The following is a 17,044-nucleotide window of genomic DNA, read 5'->3' as shown; positions in this document are numbered from 1 at the left end:
AGGAACCCTGCCTGATAAATAGACCGCGGTACGGCATCCGCACCCGGGCGCGTCTGAGAGGATCGCCGCATGGCCGCATCCCCGAGCACCGCACGAGCCATCAACGACCGGTTCGCCCTGCGACTGCTCCAGGACGAGGGCCCGTTGACGGCCACTCAGCTCAAGACCCTCACCGGGCTCTCCCGGCCCACCGTCGCCGACCTCGTCGAGCGGCTCCAGGGCTCCGGGCTCGTCCACGTCGTCGGGGAGTCCGGAGCCGAGCGCCGGGGACCCAACGCCAAGCTGTACGGGCTCGTCGCCGACCGCGCGCACCTCGCCGCCCTCGACGTACGGACCCGCTCGGTCTCCGTCACCGTCGCCGACCTGCTCGGCGCCACCCTCGCCGAGGCCTCCGTGCGCGTCGGTGACGACAGCGACACCGGACCCGCCGTCGAGAAGGCGGTCGCACTCCTGGAACGGACCGTGAAGGAGGCGGGCGCCGACCGGCTGCACAGCGTGACCGTCGGCGCCCCCGGCCTCGTCGACCCGGCCACCGGCGAACTCCGCGACTCCTCGGGACTGCCCGCCTGGCACCGGCGGCTCGTCGGCGACCTCCAGGAACGGCTGCCCGCACACGTCCTCGTCGAGAACGAGACCAACCTCGCCGCCGTCGCCGAACTGCGCGAGGGCGCCGCCCGCGACCGCGACGACTTCGTCCTGCTCTGGCTCGGCCAGGGCGTCGGCGCGGCCGTCGTCCTCGGCGGGCGGCTGCGCCGCGGGGCCTCGGGCGGTGCGGGCGAGATCGGCTTCCTGCCCGTGCCCGGCACCTCGGGGCTTCCGTCGGCCACCGGCTGCGACGGCGGCTTCCACGAGCTGGCCTGCGCCGCGGCCGTCGAGTCCCTCGCCGCCGCGCACGGCCTCGCGGCGTCGGAGGCGCTGGCCGGGGCGGGCCCCGCCACGGGGGCGGCGCTCGACTCGGGCCACGCCGCCTTCCTCGACCCCCTGGCCCGCCGCCTCGCCATCGGAGCCGCCGCCGTCGTCTCGGTCCTCGACCCCGGCTGCGTGGTCCTCGCCGGGGAGACCGGACACCAGGGCGGCGCCGCGCTCGCCGCGCGCGTGGAGGCCGAACTCGCCGCCCTCTCCCCGCTCCGTACGCAGGTCCGCGCGACGGCCCTGGGGGACGCGGCGGTGCTGCGCGGCGCCCTGCTCCTGGCCCGGGACGCGGCGCAGGACGCGCTCTTCGGGGCGCCGACGGCGGGGCTCTAGAAGGGCGGGACTCCGGAAACGGCGGGACTCCGGACCAAGGCTTCGGGCGGATCAGGGCTTCAGGCAGCACCGGGCTTCAGGCGCCCGTCGCCGGCCCACCCGCCGCGCCGAACCGCCGCGCCAGGAACTCGTCGAACGTCACCTGCCCCACCGCGCGATCCGGTGCCAGGTGATCGCCGCGCCGCAGCCCCCGGTAGGCCCTGCCCGGCAGCGGCACCTCGACGAGGCGGCGCCGCCGGCCGCTCGCCCGCAGATAGGAGCGGGCCAGCTCGACGAAGGTCCGGATCTCGGGACCGGCCATGTCCTCCACCCGGCCCGCCGGCCGCCCGGCGGCCAGTTCGGCTAGTCGCGCGGCCGCCTCCGTCACCTCCAGGGGCTGGTCCCGTACCTCCTTGGGCAGCAGCATCACGGGCGGCTTGGCCAATCCCTGGAGCAGCTGGAGGACCAGGTCGTGGAACTGGGTGGTGCGCAGCAGCGTCCAGCCGATGCCCGAGCCCTGGACCATGCGTTCCACCGCGTACTTGGTGCGGTAGTAGCCGAGCGGCACCCGGTCGACGCCGATGATCGAGATGTAGAGCAGATGGGGCACTCCGGCGCGCCGGGCCGCCTCGATCAGGATGCGGGCGGCGTCCTTGTCGCCGCGCAGGATGTTGCTGCAGTGGACGATCGCGTCGACCCCGTCGACGGCCCGGTCGAGCAGCGGCCCGCCCTGCCGGAGATCGACCGCGTAGGGCGGTGAGTGCCTGCTGAGGACCCTTACGCCGTGGCCGTCCGCGCGCAGCCGCTCACAGACGGGCCGGCCGAGGGTCCCCGTGCCACCGGTCACCAGGATCGTGCTCATGTCTCAAGACTGACCGCCCAGGGCCTCCTCCGCACACGCGGAGGCGCCGCGCCCCGGACAGGGGGGCGCGGCGCTGGGGGCCCGGCGGCGGCAAGGGCCGTGATGTTCCGCCGCCGGGGGTTCAGAGGGGGTGCGTCAGCAGGGACCCAGGTCCTTCCAGACGCCCCAGTCGCCGGTCGTGCCCGGCGTCTCGTTCTGGGTCCACCACTGGGCCCTGTACTTGCGGCCGTTGTGGGAGACCTCGTTGCCCGCGTTGTAGACCGTGCCGGCCACGTACGCCGGGACCGTGCCGCAGCCGGTGGGCGGCGTCGTCGGAGGCGTGGTCGGGGGAGTCGTGGGCGGGGTCGTCGGCGGCGTGGTGGGCGGCGTCGTCGGCGGGGTGGTCGGAGGGGTCGTCGTGCCCGGCTCCACGACCGTCGTGCCGCGCGCCAGGTCACCGGCGAGGGCGTACGTCGTGCCGTTGATGTTCACCGTCCAGTTGGACGGGGTGGACACCGGCAGGTAGTAGTTGAACGCCAGGTCGACCGTGGCGCCCGGGGCCAGCGACTGCCAGGCCGGGAGCTTCAGGGAGACGCGGTGGAAGTCGCCCTTCAGGCCGCCCACGTTGCCGCCCGTGTGGTCGCTGCTGATCACCTTCGTGCCGAAGCCCGACTGGTCGGAGGCGTTGGCCGGGGCCGAGGTCCCGTAGTCGAACTGGAACTCCGTGCCGCCCGGGAGGGTGGCCGCCGTGTTGTTGGTGATCTTGATCTTCGGGGTGATCGGGTAGTTCGAGTCACCGAGCTTGAACTCGGTGAACTGAGCGTCGATCTTCACGGCCTGCGTCGGCAGGGTCGCGTTGGACTTCTTCGCGCCGTACGGGGTGGCCGCCTTGAACTTGTCGTACATCAGCGAGGTGAGGGTCGAGCCCATCTCGTACTGGCCCTTGGCGGCGTTCCAGGCGTAGTCGCCGGCCATCTCCCAGACCATCGTTCCGCCGATGCCCTTGCTGACCACGTAGTCGGCCTTGGCGGCCACCGACTGCTCGTCCTCGGTGGAGAGGAAGACCTTCTTCTGCGCGTTCCACAGCCACGGCGCGACCAGGGTCGAGTCGTACTTGCGGGCGTAGGTGCCGGTCAGGGTGGTGTTCGCCGGGAAGCCGTACTGCGTGACGTAGTCGCCGACGATCCCCTTCTCGAGGTTCTTGGCGTGCCACATCGGGTTGGAGCCCGCGGGCGACTCGACACCGTTGGTGTCCTTGTCGTGCCACAGGTTGTCGATGCCGGTGGCGCCGTCACCGCACTTGGTCAGACCGGCGCCGGCCGGGCAGGTGGTCGCGGAGGCCTTGCCCCACAGGCCGTCGGTGCCGCCCTGCACGTTCTTGTGGCCGCGGGTGTAGTAGGGCAGGCCGATGTTGATCCGGCCGGCCGGCATCGAGCCGCGGAAGTAGTGGTACGCCCAGTCGGTGTTGAGGTACCCGATGTTGCCGTACTGCGCCGAGCCGTAGACGTTGGCGGCGGCGAGCTCGCCGTCCTTGCCGTCGTCGAAGAGGGAGGCGTTGGGCCCGACGTACTCGTTCCAGGCGCCGTGCAGGTCGTAGGACATGATGTTGACGTAGTCCAGATACTTCTGCATCTGGAAGGTCTCCATGCCCCTCAGCAGGTAGCCGGAGGAGGGGGCGGCGACGGTCAGCAGGTAGTGCTTGCCGTCGGCGGCGCCGGCCGCGTCGAGCTTCTCGCGCAGGGTCTTCATGAGGGCCGCGTAGCCCTGCACGAGTCCGGCGCGGCGCGCGTTGGCGAGCTGCCAGTCGAGCGGGTTTCCGGCGTCCTTCATGGTCGTCGGGTACTCGTAGTCGATGTCGACGCCGTTGAAGCCGTACTTGCGGATGAAGTCGACGGACGAGGCGGCGAAGGTGTTGATCCCGGCCTGGTTGACCGAACCGTCGGCGTTGGTGGCCATCGAGTAGAAGCCGCCGGAGCCGACCCGGTCACCGTTGTCGGCGAAGTAGCCGCCGGTCTCGGCCCAGCCGCCGACGGAGATCAGCGTCTTCACGTTCGGGTGCTGCTTCTTGAACTTGTTCAGCAGGTTGAAGTGGCCCTTGTAGGCGTACGCGGGGTCCATCTCGGCGCCCGCGACACCGGGCCAGGTCATCCCGGTGGCCGCGTTGTTCGGACCGTCCGTGCCGACGGAGAGCTTGTTGTCCCCGCCGATGTGGCCGAAGGCGTAGTTGATGTGGGTGATCTTCTCCCACGGGATGTCCTTGGCCAGGTAGGCGGGCTGGCCGTTCTTGCCGTCGCGCCAGCCGGTGAAGTAGCCGATGACCCGGCGCTGGTGGTCCGCGCCCATCTTCTCGCGGCCCTCGGTGTCGTAGACCGAGCAGTACGGGACGTCGACGCCCGGGGTCTTGTAGAGCCCGTCGGGGCGACAGGACTCGTTGTCGGCCGCGTACGAGACGCCGCCGGAGAGCGAGCTGAGCAGCAGCCCGGCGACGGCCGCGCCGGAGGAGAGCAGCGAGGCTCTTTTCGCGGTGGGGGACAACACGATCGATTCCTCCTGGGGAGGTGGGTAAACACAACGAACAAGGGGGTGGGTCGTGTTGGGCCCGTGGAGTGCGCACCCCGCCGGACCGTTCCTCGGAGGTGACACGGAGATTAAGAGGACTAGACCAGTGCGTCAATAGGTCTGGACCAAAGAAGAGTCCCGTGGGAGTCTGTGAGCCAGACCACAGGAACCCGACCGCATCGCCCCCCGCGGGTCGTGGCAGACTGGCCCTGTATCAGCAGCAGCGCACTCCGGGGTCGGTGTAATTCCGAACCGGCGGTATAGTCCGCGACCCGTCCGCAGCCAGCGGCCGGTTGACCAGGTGAAATTCCTGGACCGACGGTGAAAGTCCGGATGGGAGGCAGTGCGCGGCGGGCGACCCCTGTCAGGGGTGTGTCGGCCGTACGTCCGCTGGTCGCCGTATCGACACCGATCGGCGTACCTGCAGGACTCGGCCTCGGTGCACCCTGCGCGAGGCGTCGTTCCGCTCTCTGTCGTCATCGACAGGCCCCGGAGTCCGTGCCCGAAGAGGCAGGAGGACCCGGTGGCCCAGCAGGCCGACATCACCACCATGCGACGCGCCGTCGAGCTCGCCGCACGCGGTCTCGGCGCCACCAGCCCCAACCCGGTCGTCGGATGCGTCATCACCGACGCCTCCGGACACGTGGTCGGCGAAGGGTTCCACCAGCGCGCCGGCGGCCCCCACGCCGAGGTCCACGCCCTGCGCGAGGCGGGCGTCCTCGCCCGCGGCGGAACCGCCTACGTCACCCTCGAACCCTGCAACCACACCGGCCGCACCGGCCCCTGCGCCCAGGCTCTGATCGAGGCCGGGGTCAGCCGGGTCGTGTACGCGGTCGGCGACCCGAACCCGCAGGCCACCGGCGGGGCCGACACCCTGCGCGCCGCCGGGGCCGAGGTCGAGCAGGGCCTCCTGGAGGCCGAGGCCGAGGCGGGCAACATCGCCTGGCTCACCTCCGTACGCCACGGCCGCCCCTTCGTCCGCTGGAAGTACGCCGCCACCCTCGACGGCCGGATCGCCGCCGCCGACGGCACCTCCCGCTGGATCACCTCCGCCGAGTCCCGCACCGACGTCCACCGGCTGCGCGCCGAGGCCGACGCCGTCGTGGTCGGCTCCGGCACCGCCCGCGCGGACGACCCCCATCTGGCCGTACGCGGCGTCGAGGGCGCCGTCCAGCCGCTCCGGGTCGTCGTCGACACCGAGGCGACCGCCGTGAAGCCCGGCGCCCGGGTCCTGGACGACGCCGCCCCCACCCTGATCGCGATCGCGGAGGACGCCGGGACCTCCCCCGACGGCGCCGAGTCCGTACGCCTCCCCAGGGCCGAGCGCGGCCTGTCCGTACCCGCCCTCCTGGACGCCCTCCACGCGCGCGGCGTCCGCTCCGTCCTCCTCGAAGGCGGCCCCACCCTCGCGGGTGCCTTCGTCGCCGCGGGCGCCGTCGACCAGGTCGTCGGCTACCTCGCCCCCGTCCTCCTCGGCGCCGGCCCGAACGCGCTCGCCGACGCAGGAATCAGCACCATCACCGAAGCGTTGCGGCTCGACGTCACCGAGACCGTGCGCGTCGGACCCGACCTCCGCATCACCGCCACCCTCAAGGGAGCCTGACCGTGTTCACCGGAATCGTCGAAGAACTGGGCGAGGTCACCGCCGTCGAGCAGCTGGAGGACGCCTCCCGCTTCCGTCTGCGCGGTCCCCTGGTCACGGAAGGCGCCCAGCACGGCGACTCCATCGCCGTCAACGGTGTCTGTCTCACGGTCGTCGAGTTCGGCGACGGCGAGTTCACCGCCGACGTCATGGCCGAGACCCTCAAGCGGTCCAGTCTCGGCGCCCTGGAGGTCGGCTCCCGCGTCAACCTGGAGCGGCCCATGGCCGTCGGCGGCCGCCTCGGCGGTCACATCGTCCAGGGCCACGTGGACGGCACCGGCACCATCCTGGAGCGCACCCCGTCCGAGCACTGGGAACTCGTCAAGGTCGGCCTGCCCGCCCACCTCTCCCGGTACGTCGTCGAGAAGGGCTCGATCACGGTCGACGGCGTCAGCCTCACCGTCGTCGAGGTCACCGACGACTGGTTCACCATCAGCCTCATCCCCACCACCCTCGACCTGACCACGCTCGGCATCAAGCGGTCCGGCGACCCGGTCAACCTCGAAGTGGACGTCATCGCCAAGTACGTCGAGCGGCTGCTCGGCCCGAACGCCAAGGAGAGCGACAAGTGAGCTGGCTCAACTCCGAAGCCTTCAGCGCCTTCGGTCAGCACATCATGTGGTCCGACATGATCGGCAACACGATCGGACTCATAGCCCTCGCGCTCGGCTGGCGCCGCTCCATCCTCACCTGGCCCGCCCAGCTGCTCTCCGGCCTGATCCTCGTCGGCGCCTACGCCTCCGCCCACCTCTCCGGCGGCGTCGGCAAGCAGCTCCTCGTCATCGGCGTCGCCGCCTGGGGCTGGTGGCAGTGGAACCGGGGCAGGCAGCAGGCCCAGGACGGCTCCATCGCCGTCCGCTTCGCCACCTGGAAGGAGCGCGGACTGCTCCTCGCCGGCGCGACCGCCGGCACCCTCGCCGTCGGCGGCCTCTTCACCCTCTACCCGTCGCTCTCCTGGAGCCCGTGGGCCGACGCGTACATCTTCGTCGGCACCCTCGTCGCGATGATCGCCCAGGCCCGCGGCCTGGTCGAGTTCTGGTTCGCCTGGCTCCTCGTCGACCTCGTCGGCGTCCCGCTCGCCTTCAACAGCGGCCTCGCCTTCTCCGGCCTGGTCTACGTCATCTACTTCGCCCTCGTCGTCTGGGGCATGCGCGACTGGTGGCTCCGGACGCGCACGACCTCCGCCACCGCTCTGGAAGGAGCCCACGCATGAGCGCCGCCCTTCCCCTCTGGGACGCCACCGACCTCGCCCTCGACCCGGTCGAGCAGGCCATCCGCGACATCGCCGCCGGCCGCCCCGTCGTCGTCGTCGACGACGAGGACCGCGAGAACGAGGGCGACCTCGTCATCGCCGCCGAGAAGGCCACCCCCGAGGTCGTCGCCTTCATGATGAGCGAGTGCCGCGGACTGATCTGCGCGCCCATGGAGAACGACGAACTGGAGCGCCTCCAGCTCCCGCAGATGGTCGAGCACAACACCGAGTCGATGCGCACGGCCTTCACCGTCTCCGTCGACGCGGCCCCCTCCCACGGCGTCACCACGGGCATCTCCGCCGCCGACCGCGCCACCACCCTGCGGATGCTCGCGAGCGGCAACCACGAGCCCTCCGACTTCGTACGGCCCGGCCACGTCTTCCCGCTCCGCGCCAAGCCCGGCGGCGTCCTGGCCCGCAACGGCCACACCGAGGCCGCCGTCGACCTCGCCCGCCTCGCGGGCCTCCGCCCGGCCGGCGCGATCGTCGAGATCGCCGGCGAGGACGGCGTCATGCTGCGCCTGCCCGAGCTGGTCCCCTTCGCCCGCAAGCACGGCCTGACGATCATCTCCATCGAGGACCTGATCGCCTACCGCCGCTCCGCCGAGCCGACCGTCCGCCGCGAGGCCGAGGTCCGGCTCCCCACCGCGCACGGCGACTTCACCGCGTACGGCTACCGCTCCACCGTCGACGGCGTCGAGCACGTCGCCCTCGTCCACGGCGAACTCGGCGACGGCGAGGACGTCCTGGTCCGGGTCCACTCCGAGTGCCTCACCGGCGACATCTTCCACTCCCTGCGCTGCGACTGCGGCCCCCAGCTCCAGGCGTCCATGGACCGGATCCAGGAGGCCGGCCGCGGGGTCGTCGTCTACCTCCGGGGCCACGAGGGACGCGGCATCGGCCTGCTGTCCAAGCTCCGCGCGTACGAGCTCCAGGAGCGCGGCCGCGACACCCTCGACGCCAACCTGGAACTCGGACTGCCCGCCGACGCCCGCGACTACGCGGCCGGCGCGCAGATCCTCGTCGACCTCGGCGTCCGGAGCCTGCGTCTGATGACCAACAACCCCGAGAAGATCGACGCCCTGACCCGGCACGGCCTCACGGTCGAGGGCCGCGAGCCCATGCCCGTCACGGCCGGCGAGCACAACCTCCGCTACCTGCGCACCAAGCGGGACCGGATGGGCCACGACCTGCCCTGGCTCGACGGCTCCTCGGCCTCCACCTGCGCCAACCAGTAATCACGTACGTATCCACCTGCAAGGAGAATCATGAGCGGCAAGGGCGCACCCGTCCTCAGCGTGAAGAACTGCGGCGACCTGCGGGTCGCGGTCATCGCGGCGCAGTGGCACGAGAAGATCATGGACGGTCTCGTCGACGGCGCCCTGCGCGCCCTGAGCGAGCTGGGCATCGAGGAGCCGACCCTCCTCCGCGTCCCCGGCAGCTTCGAGCTCCCGGTCGTGGCGAAGGTCCTCGCGGGGCGCGGCTACGATGCCATCGTGGCGCTCGGCGTCGTCATCCGCGGCGGAACGCCGCACTTCGAGTACGTGTGCCAGGGCGTCACCCACGGCCTCACCCAGGTCTCGATCGACACCGGCGTACCCGTCGGATTCGGTGTCCTCACCGTCGACACCGAAGAGCAGGCCCTCGACCGGGCCGGCCTCGAAGGATCCAGCGAGGACAAGGGCCACGAGGCCGTCACCGCCGCCGTCGCGACCGCGACCACGCTGCGCACGGTGAGCGAACCCTGGCGCTGATGACGCGACCCTTACCCCGTACTCTTAGGACCATCATGGCGAACGGAACCCGTAAAACCTTCGAAGAGCTCTTCGCCGAGCTCAAGCTCAAGGCCGAGACCGGCGACCCGGCCACCTCCCGCACCGCGGAACTGGTGGACAAGGGCGTCCATGCCATCGGCAAGAAGGTCGTCGAAGAGGCCGCCGAGGTCTGGATGGCCGCCGAGCACGAGGGCAAGGAAGCCGCCGCCGAGGAGATCTCGCAGCTGCTGTACCACGTCCAGGTGATGATGGTCGCCCGCGGGATCTCGCTCGACGACGTCTACGCCCACCTCTGAGCACACCCCTCCGGGCGCGTGCCGCCCCGGACTCCCCACCACTCCCAGGCAAAGGAAGCTCACCCCATGCTGCGCATCGCCGTTCCCAACAAGGGTTCCCTCTCCGGACCTGCGTCGGCAATGCTCCATGAGGCCGGCTACCGCCAGCGCAAGGAGTCCAAGGAGCTCGTCGTCATCGACCCCGACAACGAGGTCGAGTTCTTCTACCTGCGCCCGAAGGACATCGCGATCTACGTCGCCTCCGGGAAGCTGGACATCGGCATCACCGGCCGTGACCTGCTCCTGGACTCCGGCGCCAGCGCCGAGGAGATCCTCGCGCTGAACTTCGGCCGCTCCACCTTCCGGTACGCCACCCGTCCGGGCACCGCGAACGGTCCCGAGGACTTCGGCGGCATGACGATCGCCACCTCCTACGAGGGCATCGTCGCCAAGCACCTCGCCGACCAGGGCATCGACGCCTCCGTCGTGCACCTGGACGGCGCCGTCGAGACCGCGATCCAGCTGGGCGTCGCCCAGATCATCGCGGACGTCGTCGAGACCGGCACCAGCCTGCGCAACGCCGGACTGGAGGTCATCGGCGAGCCGATCCTCACCTCCGAGGCCGTCGTGGTCCGCCGCCACGGCGCCACCGACGACAACCCGCAGGTCCAGCAGTTCCTGCGCCGCCTCCAGGGCGTCCTCGTCGCCCGCTCGTACGTGATGATGGACTACGACTGCCGCGCCGAGCACCTGGAGCAGGCCGTCGCCCTCACCCCGGGCCTGGAGTCGCCGACCGTCTCCCCGCTGCACAACGAGGGCTGGGTCGCCGTCCGCGCGATGGTCCCCGCCAAGGAGGCGCAGCGGATCATGGACGACCTGTACGAGATCGGTGCCCGCGCCATCCTCACCACCGCCATCCACGCCTGCCGCCTCTGACGGCACGGACCGCCCGCACCGAAGGCCCCGAGGAACCACCGATGTCCGAAGCACAGACGCCCGTCCTGCCGGTCACGTTCCGCCCCGGGCGCACCCGGGTCGTCCTGATCGCGATGAGCGTCGCGATCTTCGCTGTCATCAGCGTCGTGGCGGTGATGCTGGAGCGGCTCGGCCCCGGGGAGCGCGCCAGCTTCTTCTTCACCGCGGCGCTGATCTCCGGAGGCCTGCTGCTGCTGAGCCGTCCCAGGGTCGTCGCCGACGACGAGGGCGTCACGGTCGTCAACATCACCCGGACCCGGCGGCTGGCCTGGGCGGAGATCCTCAAGGTCAACCTGCGCCCCGGCGACCCCTGGGTCTTCCTCGACCTGAGTGACGGCACCAGCCTGCCGGCGCTGGGCATCCAGCCCGGTATCGCCAAGGAGGCGGCCATCCGGGACGCCCGCGCCCTGCGGGCCCTGGCCGACAGCCGCGGCACGGGCGCGGAGCAGACGGCCTGACGGCCAGGGCTGAGCGGTCGGCCCGACGGCCGGGTGGCTGAGCCGGTGGCTGAGCAGGCGGTCCGACGGCCGGGTTGCTGAGCCGGCGGCCTGACGGCCAGGGCTGAGCGGGGCGGTCCGGCGGCCGGGCGCGTGATGTCCCCCATCCGGGGCCGGCCCCCTGCCCCTCGGGGCCTTCGCGTGACTACTCTGGAGGCGGTGGTGCCGAGCGGCACCACCGCCTCGCGTGTGCAGGGCCGCGCTCCCGCGGCCCGCGAGGCCACCCTTCGACCCGAGGAGTGACTCCCTCCAGCAATGGACGGATCGTCCGGTAGTACCTGCGCCGCCCCCTCCCAGGAGGCGGCGGCATGATCATCTCCCTTCTGCTGCTCGTCGCGGCCTTCGTCCTGATCCTCGCCAACGGCTTCTTCGTGGCCGCCGAGTTCGGACTCGTGACCGTCGAACGCGCCGAGGCCGAGCGGGCCGCGGCCGCCGGCGACCGGCGCGCCCGCACCGTCGTCACCGCCCTGCGCGAGCTGTCCTTCCAGCTCTCCGGCACGCAGCTGGGCATCACCATCACCTCCCTGGTCGTCGGCATGCTCGCCGAGCCCGCGCTCGCCGGACTGCTGCACGGACCGCTCACCGCGACCGGACTGCCCGCCGGGGCCGTCTCCGGGATCGCGGTGGTGATCGGGATGCTGCTCGCCTCCGCCGTCCAGATGGTGGTCGGCGAGCTCGTACCGAAGAACTGGGCGGTCTCCCGGCCGCTCCAGGTGGCCCGCTTCGTCGCCACCCCGCAGCGGTACTTCTCCGCCCTCTTCCGGCCGGTGATCTCGCTGCTCAACCGGGTCGCGAACCGGCTCGTACGCCTCCTGGGCGTCGAGCCCACCGAGGAGCTGGACTCCGTCCGCACCCCCGGCGAGCTGGTCTCCCTGGCCCGGCACTCCGCCCTGGCCGGCGCCCTCGAACAGGACACCGCCGACCTCTTCGTACGGACCCTGTCCCTCGGCGGCCTCACCGCCGAGCAGGTCATGACCCCGCGCGTGAAGGTGAGCGCCCTCCAGTGGGACGCCACCGCGGCCGACGTCGTCAACCTCACCCGGGCCACCGGCCTCTCGCGCTTCCCCGTCTACCGCGACCGCATCGACGAGATCGTCGGCATGGTCCACCTCAAGGACGCGCTCGCCGTCGCACCGCACGCCCGGCTGCGCACCCCCGTCGGCCGGATCGCGGTCCCGCCGCTCCTCGTGCCCGAGACGCTGCCCGCCCAGACCCTTCTGGAGCGGCTGCGCCGGGAGCAGCCGATCGCGGTGGTCGTCGACGAGTACGGCGGCACGGCCGGCGTCGTCACCCTGGAGGACATCGTCGAGGAGCTCGTCGGCGAGGTCCGCGACGAGCACGACACGGTGGCCGACGGACGGCCCGAGCTGGCCGCCGCTCCCGCCGAGGACGGCCGGCCCGCCTGGGAGGCCGACGGCTCCTGCCGGGTCCACATCCTGCGCCGGATAGGCCTCGACGTGCCCGACGGGCCGTACGAGACCGTCGCCGGGCTCGTCGCCGATCTCCTGGGGCGCATCCCCGCCGCCGGCGACCGGGCCGAACTGCCCGGCTGGCGGCTCTCGGTGCGCCAGGTCGACCGCTACCGCGCCGAGCGCGTACGGATCGTGCGGACGGACCCGGAGTCCGACCCCGTGCCCGGTCCGGCGTCGGAACCGCTGTCCGGCCCGGCGTCCGAGCCGGATCCGGCTGCCGGCCACCTGGACGGGCCGGTTCCCGTCGTGGCGGAGGCGGTCCGATGAGTACCCTTCCGCTTCTCTTCGCCGTCCTCCTCGTCCTGGCCAACGGCTTCTTCGTCGGCGCGGAGTTCGCGCTCGTCTCCGTGCGCCGCAGTCAGATCGAGCCGCTCGGCGGCGCCCGTGCCAAGCAGGTCCTGCACGGTCTGGAGAATCTGCCGCAGATGATGGCGGCCGCGCAGTTCGGCATCACCGTCTGCTCGCTGACGCTCGGTGCCGTCGCCGAGCCGACCGTGGCCCGTCTCCTCGAACCCGTCTTCCACGCGGCCGGGGTCCCGGAGGGGCTCATCCATCCGCTCGGCTATGTCATCGCCCTCGCCGCGGTCGTCTTCCTCCACCTCGTCATCGGCGAGATGGTCCCGAAGAACCTGGCGATGGCCGCGCCCGAGCGGACCGCGCTCTGGCTCGCCCCCGGACTGGTCGGCTTCGCCCGGCTCTGCCGGCCCGTGACGGCCGCGCTCGGCGCCTGCGCCCGGCTCGTCCTGCGGGCGTTCAAGGTCGAGCCGAAGGACGAGGTGGAGGCGGTCTTCACCAGCGCCCAGCTCGGCCGCCTCGTCGAGGACGCCGGCCAGGCCGGACTGCTCGACCCGGCCGAGCAGGAGCGCCTGGAGGACGCCCTCGAACTGGGCACCCGCCCGGTGACGGACGTCCTCATCGCATCGACCTCCGTGGTCACGGTCCCGCCGACGGTCACCCCCCGCGAGATCGAGGAGCTGACCGTGCGCACCGGGTACTCGCGCTTCCCGGTCCGCGCCGGGACGGGCACGGCCTTCCTGGGCTTCGTGCACGTGAAGGACGTCCTCGACCTGGACGAACGGGAGCGGGCGGTGCCCCAGCGGCTGTGGCGGCCGATGGCCACGCTCCGCGCCGAACTGCCCCTCGACGACGCCCTCACCGTGATGCGCCGCGCCGCGACCCATCTGGCGCAGGTCGCTGACGGCTCGGGCCGGGTGCTCGGCCTGGTCGCCCTGGAGGACGTCCTGGAGATGCTGGTGGGCGAGGTCCGCGACCCCGCCCACCGGGTCGCGTCGGACTGGGTGCCCACCGCGTAGGAGCGGGGCGCACGGCGGGGCGGGCCTTCCGGGGCCCGCCCCGCCGGTCGCCGCGTCCCCTCGTTCCGGCAGCGGGCCCAGGGGGCGCCTTGCCGATCAGGCCGGATCAGGGAGCGATCGACAAGACACTCCCTAGTAGCCCGGGGGCTCCTGCTGGGGGCCGCGGTCGATCGGGCCGCGGCCCGACAGGACCTCGCCGTAGGCCTGCATCAGGTCGGCGAGCCGGAGGGTCGCCAGATCCTCCCGGGTCGGGGTGCTGGCGTAGCCGGAGAGCCGCAGATCGCGGTAGGCGCAGGACTTCTCGTACAGGGTGCGCAGGAAGCGGCCGTTGCCCAGCTCGTCGATCCAGCCCTGCTCGACGACGTGCCCGCTGATCGAACGCAGCTCCTCGCGGGCCTCGTCGTCCCAGCCGTCGCCGTTGGCCGCCGCGAGGACCTCACCGATGGCGGTGAGTTCCAGCGGCTGGTACGAGGGGAAGTCCACCCGGGTGGTGAACCGGGAGGAGAGACCGGGGTTGGTGTTGAGCAGCCGGTCCATGCCCTCCGGGTAGCCGGCCAGGATGACCACGAGATGGTCGCGGTTGTCCTCGGCCCGCTTGAGGAGCACCTGGAGGGCCTCGTCCCCGTAGGCGTCGCCCTTGCTGTAGCCGGTGTTGGAGAGGGCGTACGCCTCGTCCACGAAGAGCACCCCGCCGACGGCCGAGTCGATCAGCTCATTGGCCTTGACCGCGGTCTGCCCGAGGAACTCGCCCACCAGATCGGCCCGTTGGGCCTCCACGAGATGGTCGCCGCCGAGCAGTCCGAGGGCGTAGAAGACCCGGCCGAGGATCCGCGCGACGGTGGTCTTCCCGGTGCCCGAGGGGCCGGAGAAGACGAAGTGGCGTTTGGGCGGCTGGACCGGAAGGCCCTCGCCGGCGCGGAGCCGCGCCATCTCCAGCTGCGCCGACAACGCCTTGACCTGCCGCTTCACCGGTTCCAGGCCGACCATGCCCTCCAGTTCGGCGAGCGCCTCCGCGAGCAGCACCGGATCGGTGGGACCCGCCGGGAAACGCGGTGGCGCCGGCTGGGACGGCAGCGGGGCCTTCTGGCGTACGGTCTCCGGCGGCGTCACCGGTGCCACCGGCGGTACGGGATCGGGCGCGAGCCGCACGCCGTCGCCCAGCGGGCCGGCCGCGTCGGGCTCGGCGCCCGGCGCGGTGTCCACGGCGTCCTGGCCGAGACCGCCGCCAGCGCTGCCGAGGGCGACCGTCGCGAGCCCGGCCGGGTCGTCGTACCCCTCGAAGCCGTCGTATTCGGCGATCGCCGCGAGCCGGGCGGCCGTGTCCATGAAGGTGGGGTCGATCCGGTGCACGGCCCGGTAGAGGGGCAGCGCCGCGGCGCTGCGCCCGGTCCCCTCGTGGGCGCGGGCCAGCCAGTACCGCAGCTCCTTGCGCTGGGGCTGCTCGCTGCGGCAGCGCATCAGCGAGGCCGCCAGCAGCGGCTCGGCCTGCCCGTACATCTCCAGGCGCACCCGGGCCATGCCGCCGAAGAGCCCGGCCTCGATGCCGAGCAGCGGGTCGTCGACGAGGGTCTCGGTGTGCCGGACGAGCTGGTCCCAGTCCTTCACGAGATAGGCCCGGCAGGCGTGCAGAAAGCGGACCTGGGGGTCCGTGTCGACCGGGGGGAGCCCCGCGAGCGCCCGGTCCAGCTCCGGTACGTGGCGCCCGTCGAGCCAGTGGGAGGCGTGCGCGAGCAGCAGGTCGCGCGGGCGCTCCAGGACCGGCTGCACCCACCAGCCCAGCCAGTACCAGGAGTTGAGGGTGCGCCGGTACCGGGTCCGCTGCTCGCCGAAGCGGTCGCGGTTGCGGTACATGCGCAGCAGCGCGGTCGTGGTGTCGACCCGGAGCGCGTGCAGCCCGAGCCAGGCGTCCGCCATCCCGGGGTCGATCCTTACCGCCGTCCGGAACTCGTCCTCCGCCTGCGGATACGCGCCCATCGTGTAGGCGTCGATTCCGCGCAGCCAGGCGAGCTCGGCCGGGGCCTGCGCGCCCTGCGTGCCGATGTCCATCGGGTCCCCCACAACCGTCTTCGCATGGACGGGATTTGACCGCACCTGGGGGCATCGTACCTGCGCAGGGGGTGCGTACTTAAGGAGAAGCGCATGATCCGGAAGCGGTGACCCTGGGTGAGCATCAGGGGCCGCGAAGGGCCCTTGAGAGGGCCGTCAGAGGCAGAACGAAGCCCCCGATCACGGGGGAACAACCGGGGGCTTCGCGTCCGCGGCGGCTCCGAAAAGCCGCACATTCAGAACGTAAGACCTGTACGCCCCTTGGGTCAAGCGGAGTTGAGGCACTTGCGAAAGCGGACTTTCAGCCCCTCAGTTCACGGACATGAAGCCGTCACGGTACGTGATGATCTGGTCCGCGCCCGCTGTCACGCCCGGCCCGGGGAGCCAGTCGTACCCCTCGCGGCACTCGCGTACCAGGGTGTCGGCGAAGGGCCGGGAGGGGTCCCCGGCGAAATGGCGAGTCTCCGCCACGGTCCAGCCGTCCCAGAAAGCGGCCTGGTCCGGGCCGTCCCGATGGCGGCCCCGCGCCCACGACTCCTCGGCACCGCGCTCCATCCACAGCAGCCACGCGAGGAACGGCCGCACCACCGCCCGGCCCGCGCCGACCCCCTCGACGAGGACGACCGGGGCCGGCGGGAGCTCACGCGCCTCGCCGAAGCGGCGGAGGTTCCAGTCGTACGGGCGGTACGACGCGCTCTCGCCGCGCGCGAGGGGGTCGAGGACCTGTTCCCGCAGCCGCTCGGTCCACGCGAAGAGCTCCTCGTGCGTGGCGAGGTCGTCGAGGTGGAGGACGGGGGCGTCGCCCAGGGCGGTGGAGAGGCGGGCGGCGAGCGTGGACTTGCCGGATCCCGCGTGGCCGTCGACCGCGATCAGCCGGACCGGTCCGCAGGAGGGCGGCAGCCGGAGCAGCGCGTGGGCCGCGCGATCGAGGTCGTTCATGGGCCCAGGGTAGGGGAGTGGGGGACCGTCGCAGGTCAGGGAGGTACCGCCGTCAGTGGTAGAGACCAATATTGGTGCGGCGACGCGGGGCGAAGTGCTGGCGGAGGCGTGGTGGCAGCCGCGATAGTGGGGCGCGCGCGGCCCGTCCGCGCGCGCCGCGGGTCCCGGGGCCGGTACGCCCGCGGGCCCGCCGCGGTGTACCGGCCCCTGCCTCAGGACTGTCTCCTATACACC

Annotated in this window: 15 protein-coding genes and 1 riboswitch; of the genes, 11 read left to right on the top strand and 4 right to left on the bottom strand. The window is 72.1% G+C overall.

Annotated elements, in window-relative coordinates:
• Nucleotides 1-69: 69 nt before the first annotated feature.
• The gene (locus AOK00_RS02735) at nt 70-1,245 is read left to right on the top strand and encodes an ROK family transcriptional regulator (protein ID WP_055598720.1); all 1,176 of its coding nucleotides are present in this window, start codon (nt 70-72) and stop codon (nt 1,243-1,245) included.
• A 76-nt stretch (nt 1,246-1,321) separates the two neighbouring features.
• On the opposite strand, the gene AOK00_RS02730 is transcribed toward AOK00_RS02735, so the two are convergent.
• Both AOK00_RS02730 and AOK00_RS02725 read right to left on the bottom strand, forming a co-directional pair.
• A complete protein-coding gene (locus tag AOK00_RS02730) occupies nt 1,322-2,086 on the bottom strand; it encodes an SDR family oxidoreductase (RefSeq protein ID WP_055598719.1) in 765 nt (254 codons plus the stop codon).
• A gap of 135 nt (nt 2,087-2,221) precedes the next feature.
• The gene (locus tag AOK00_RS02725) at nt 2,222-4,603 is read right to left on the bottom strand and encodes a chitinase C-terminal domain-containing protein (RefSeq protein WP_055598718.1); all 2,382 of its coding nucleotides are present in this window, start codon (nt 4,601-4,603) and stop codon (nt 2,222-2,224) included.
• Nucleotides 4,604-4,845: 242 nt separating this feature from the next.
• Nucleotides 4,846-4,975, top strand: a riboswitch (FMN riboswitch).
• A 172-nt stretch (nt 4,976-5,147) separates the two neighbouring features.
• On the opposite strand from AOK00_RS02725, the gene ribD reads away from it, so the two are divergent.
• The 10 genes from ribD (at nt 5,148) to AOK00_RS02675 (ending at nt 13,825) form a co-directional block, all read left to right on the top strand.
• The gene (gene ribD / locus AOK00_RS02720; protein ID WP_055598717.1) at nt 5,148-6,227 is read left to right on the top strand and encodes a bifunctional diaminohydroxyphosphoribosylaminopyrimidine deaminase/5-amino-6-(5-phosphoribosylamino)uracil reductase RibD; all 1,080 of its coding nucleotides are present in this window, start codon (nt 5,148-5,150) and stop codon (nt 6,225-6,227) included.
• Nucleotides 6,228-6,229: 2 nt separating this feature from the next.
• Nucleotides 6,230-6,838 carry a riboflavin synthase gene (locus AOK00_RS02715; protein WP_055598716.1) on the top strand — a complete coding sequence of 203 codons (609 nt, stop codon included), beginning with the start codon at nt 6,230-6,232 and terminating at the stop codon, nt 6,836-6,838.
• 44 nt (nt 6,839-6,882) lie between these two features.
• Complete coding sequence (locus AOK00_RS02710; RefSeq protein ID WP_055598747.1) at nt 6,883-7,479, top strand: nicotinamide mononucleotide transporter family protein; 597 nt, start codon at nt 6,883-6,885, stop codon at nt 7,477-7,479.
• Nucleotides 7,476-8,756 carry a bifunctional 3,4-dihydroxy-2-butanone-4-phosphate synthase/GTP cyclohydrolase II gene (locus tag AOK00_RS02705; protein WP_055598715.1) on the top strand — a complete coding sequence of 427 codons (1,281 nt, stop codon included), beginning with the start codon at nt 7,476-7,478 and terminating at the stop codon, nt 8,754-8,756. Before AOK00_RS02710 ends, AOK00_RS02705 begins: the two co-directional genes overlap by 4 nt.
• A 30-nt stretch (nt 8,757-8,786) precedes the next feature.
• Nucleotides 8,787-9,272 carry a 6,7-dimethyl-8-ribityllumazine synthase gene (ribH, locus tag AOK00_RS02700; RefSeq protein WP_030316368.1) on the top strand — a complete coding sequence of 162 codons (486 nt, stop codon included), beginning with the start codon at nt 8,787-8,789 and terminating at the stop codon, nt 9,270-9,272.
• Between the two features lie 35 nt (nt 9,273-9,307).
• The gene (locus AOK00_RS02695) at nt 9,308-9,589 is read left to right on the top strand and encodes a phosphoribosyl-ATP diphosphatase (protein WP_055598714.1); all 282 of its coding nucleotides are present in this window, start codon (nt 9,308-9,310) and stop codon (nt 9,587-9,589) included.
• Between the two features lie 66 nt (nt 9,590-9,655).
• On the top strand, nt 9,656-10,504 hold the full coding sequence (gene hisG, locus AOK00_RS02690) for an ATP phosphoribosyltransferase (protein ID WP_055598713.1): 849 nt from the start codon (nt 9,656-9,658) through the stop codon (nt 10,502-10,504).
• 41 nt (nt 10,505-10,545) lie between these two features.
• The gene (locus tag AOK00_RS02685) at nt 10,546-11,001 is read left to right on the top strand and encodes a PH domain-containing protein (protein WP_055598712.1); all 456 of its coding nucleotides are present in this window, start codon (nt 10,546-10,548) and stop codon (nt 10,999-11,001) included.
• A 347-nt stretch (nt 11,002-11,348) separates the two neighbouring features.
• A complete protein-coding gene (locus AOK00_RS02680) occupies nt 11,349-12,779 on the top strand; it encodes a hemolysin family protein (RefSeq protein WP_079041809.1) in 1,431 nt (476 codons plus the stop codon).
• Nucleotides 12,776-13,825, top strand: coding sequence for a hemolysin family protein (locus AOK00_RS02675; RefSeq protein WP_055598711.1), 1,050 nt, complete (start codon nt 12,776-12,778; stop codon nt 13,823-13,825). The genes AOK00_RS02680 and AOK00_RS02675 overlap by 4 nt, the downstream gene beginning before the upstream one ends.
• Before the next feature lie 132 nt (nt 13,826-13,957).
• Here the strand turns inward: AOK00_RS02675 and AOK00_RS02670 are convergent, their stop codons facing one another.
• Together AOK00_RS02670 and AOK00_RS02665 are read right to left on the bottom strand one after the other, a co-directional pair.
• The gene (locus tag AOK00_RS02670; protein ID WP_055598710.1) at nt 13,958-15,871 is read right to left on the bottom strand and encodes an AAA family ATPase; all 1,914 of its coding nucleotides are present in this window, start codon (nt 15,869-15,871) and stop codon (nt 13,958-13,960) included.
• Between the two features lie 309 nt (nt 15,872-16,180).
• Nucleotides 16,181-16,810 (bottom strand): uridine kinase family protein, encoded by a 630-nt coding sequence (locus AOK00_RS02665; protein WP_055598709.1) that lies wholly within the window; start codon nt 16,808-16,810, stop codon nt 16,181-16,183.
• Between the last annotated feature and the right edge of the window lie 234 nt (nt 16,811-17,044).

Origin of the sequence: Streptomyces aureus, from assembly GCF_001418135.1 — a bacterium.
Classification (GTDB): Bacteria; Actinomycetota; Actinomycetes; order Streptomycetales; family Streptomycetaceae; genus Streptomyces; species Streptomyces aureus_A.
This window is presented reverse-complemented; position numbering and strand designations above follow the sequence as displayed.